This window comes from Loktanella sp. S4079 (assembly GCF_000967725.1).
GTDB lineage: Bacteria > Pseudomonadota > Alphaproteobacteria > Rhodobacterales > Rhodobacteraceae > Yoonia.
This window is the reverse complement of the sequence record NZ_JXYE01000029.1, coordinates 1-2,707: the sequence shown is the minus strand read 5'-3', so window position 1 is coordinate 2,707 and position 2,707 is coordinate 1. Positions and strand designations below refer to the sequence as shown.

The 2,707-nt window shown below is 54.1% G+C and carries 3 protein-coding genes; all 3 read right to left on the bottom strand.

Annotation, left to right across the window (positions count from 1 at the left end; genetic code table 11):
• Positions 1-618 (bottom strand): FAD/NAD(P)-binding protein (locus tag TW80_RS17455; protein WP_162197211.1); only part of this gene is annotated, 618 nt, incomplete at its 3' end.
• A 55-nt stretch (positions 619-673) separates the two neighbouring features.
• Positions 674-988 carry a hypothetical protein gene (locus TW80_RS17450; RefSeq protein ID WP_045998757.1) on the bottom strand — a complete coding sequence of 105 codons (315 nt, stop codon included), beginning with the start codon at positions 986-988 and terminating at the stop codon, positions 674-676.
• A gap of 147 nt (positions 989-1,135) precedes the next feature.
• The gene (locus TW80_RS17445) at positions 1,136-2,653 is read right to left on the bottom strand and encodes a catalase (RefSeq protein WP_045998759.1); all 1,518 of its coding nucleotides are present in this window, start codon (positions 2,651-2,653) and stop codon (positions 1,136-1,138) included.
• Between the last annotated feature and the right edge of the window lie 54 nt (positions 2,654-2,707).

The following is a 2,707-nucleotide window of genomic DNA, read 5'->3' as shown; positions in this document are numbered from 1 at the left end:
GTTCTTGCCTGCCCAGTTTTTCGCCGCTTTCAATAAGTCGGTGCCCGGGTAGGCAGGCATCAGGTCGACGCCGTTCTTGCGTGCGTGATCAATCCAGCGGGCAAGCTGATCGTCCGGTTTTGTGGCTGGTTGTCCTTGGGTCAAAAGTACTTCTGAGTATGGACCAAAGCGCTGATGGTCCGTTTCTACCCACCAGCCATCACCATCATTTTGAATGTCCGTCACTGTTGTGGGGCGCTGTGACAAATGCAGCGCCTTGGCATTTCTCGCCAGATCGCGGTAGCGCGCCTCGAAATATTCGCCAAGGATGGCGCGTGGCGGAAATTTGTCAGGGTCAGCTGCCAATGAGGGCCGGTCCGAAAACGGCCCAACCGTTGCGCCGGCGAATTCGGGCGGGGCGACCGAAACCTCACGCACCGGGATATTCAAAAGACATAATTCGCTCTCACCGGGACAAAAGTTGGGGCCCGCGCCAAGGTGCGCAACCGGGTCAAAGATATCGACATCGACGGTCAACTTCGTGCCGCTTAACTGCGTTGCTAGCGCTTCAAGCGCACCCAAACCGCGTGGCCCCATACCAATGATGGCAATCCGAGGGCGCTTATTATCTGTTGGCATCAGGGCCATCCTTTTACAGGTCCCAATATTGGGGCTATCACGCCGCTAATTCTGTTCAGCGTTTGGAAAAACCACGTTTACTTAACCGCTTATAGTTCGCGGCAGTTTTGCTCCCGATCGGGGTCAAGGCACGCGCGAGTACCTTTTCAGGGGACTTGCCTTGCAGCGTTGCTTTGGACGCGGCAGTGGCGCTTTGGCGCAGGGCCTTTGTCTTTTCCGTAATCATTCGGACGTTCTCGCTTGGCGTTACTGACCAAACACCGGCCATGCCTAATAATCCGAATGCGATCACGGTTTGCGCTTCTGCCATCATTTTGTAGGTCGCAAATCCTAGTGACCACATGGCGACGATGTTGTTGGGGTGTATCATAAACGGCGTCCTATCTTGCTGTTGTGTAACAACTGGGATGCTCCCAATCCTTGCTTTGAAGGCATTTCGTCATGGATTGCTTCCCGCCGCCCGTTTGGGGGACGGAAAGCGCCAGTTCTTTTAAGCCGCGCAGCGCCGGTTCAACGTCTAACCGCTAATACTCTTGGCGGAGGCAAGGCCCGGTGCGTCCGATGCACCGCCCAGTTTTTCACGCACGCCGGCTTCAACTTTGTCGCCAGTTTCCCGGTCAATGTTGCGCCAATATTCAAACGCGCGCTGAAGTACCTTTTCACTGACGCCGGCAGTCAGATGGCCAACCACGTTGTCGACCAAACGTTTACGCGCGCCATCATCCATGACCTTTCGAACAAGGTCACCTGCTTGGGACCAGTCATCATCGTCTTCGCGAAGGGTATAGGCCTGACGCACCATTTCACCATCGGCGTGCCAGATACCTGCTTCATCACCCGGCTCGGGTTGAGCAGATGGACCGCCGTAAGAGTTCGGCGCATAGACGGGATCCGCGACATTAACGGTTCGGCCCGCACCATCCTTTGAGTAGCTATGCACAGGCGACTTTGGGCTATTCACTGGTATTTGTTTATAATTCACGCCAAGCCGCGCCCGATGCGCGTCAGCATAAGAAAAACCGCGAGCTAATAGCATCTTATCTGGCGACAACCCGATACCCGGTACCATGTTGTTCGGCTCGAACGCGACCTGTTCAATTTCAGTGTGAAAATCAGTCGGATTTCGGTTCAATGTCAGCTTGCCAACTTCAATCAGAGGATAGTCCGCATGCGGCCATACTTTGGTGAGGTCAAACGGGTTAATCCGATAGGTCTTGGCGTCCTCAAACGGCATCACCTGCCATTTCAGGGTCCAGCTTGGGTGGTCACCTTTGGCAATTGAATCAAACAGATCGCGACGGTGGAAATCACCATCTGTTCCGGCCAGCTTGTCCGCCTCATCTTGGCTTAGATAAGCGTTCCCGTCACCTTGGTCGGTATGGAAGTGGAACTTGACCCAGAATTTCTCACCTTCGGCATTGACCAAAGAATATGTGTGGCTTGAGTAGCCGTTCATTTCGCGCCATGTCTTGGGAATACCGCGGTCCCCCATGAGATAGGTAACCTGATGCGCGCTTTCGGGCGACAAGGTCCAGAAATCCCACTGCATGTCGTGGTCACGCAGGTTGTTGTCCGCACGCCGTTTTTGGCTGCGAATGAAATGCTGGAATTTCATTGGGTCGCGAATGAAGAAGATCGGCGTGTTGTTCCCAACCATGTCAAAGTTGCCGTCTTCGGTATACATTTTGACCGAAAAACCGCGCGGATCACGCCAAGTATCCGGGCTGCCCCGCTCACCAGCAACGGTAGAAAAACGCATCACAACATCACATTTCGCGCCGGGCTGGAAAATCTTGGCTTTGGTGAACCGCGAGACATCTTCCGTCGTTTCAAAGGTACCAAACGCCCCAGAACCTTTCGCATGTGGTTGACGTTCGGGGATACGTTCACGGTTGAAATTGGCCATTTGTTCAAGAAGGTAATGGTCGTTCAAAACAATCGGCCCGTCTGGCCCTACAGTCAGCGAATGTTCATCGCTCCGAACGCGGATACCCGCGTCAGTGGTCGTTGGCGGTGTGGCTTTCTTGCTGGTCATGATCTGCCTTTCCATGATGGCTTACACGGGGTTCACTCATTTTAACCCCGGCAA

Bases quoted from the DNA above. Each gene is read 5' to 3' on its own strand.
- TW80_RS17445 (WP_045998759.1), bottom strand. From the start codon at position 2,653: ATGACCAGCAAGAAAGCCACACCGCCAACGACCACTGACGCGGGTATC.
- TW80_RS17450 (WP_045998757.1), bottom strand. From the start codon at position 988: ATGATACACCCCAACAACATCGTCGCCATGTGGTCACTAGGATTTGCG.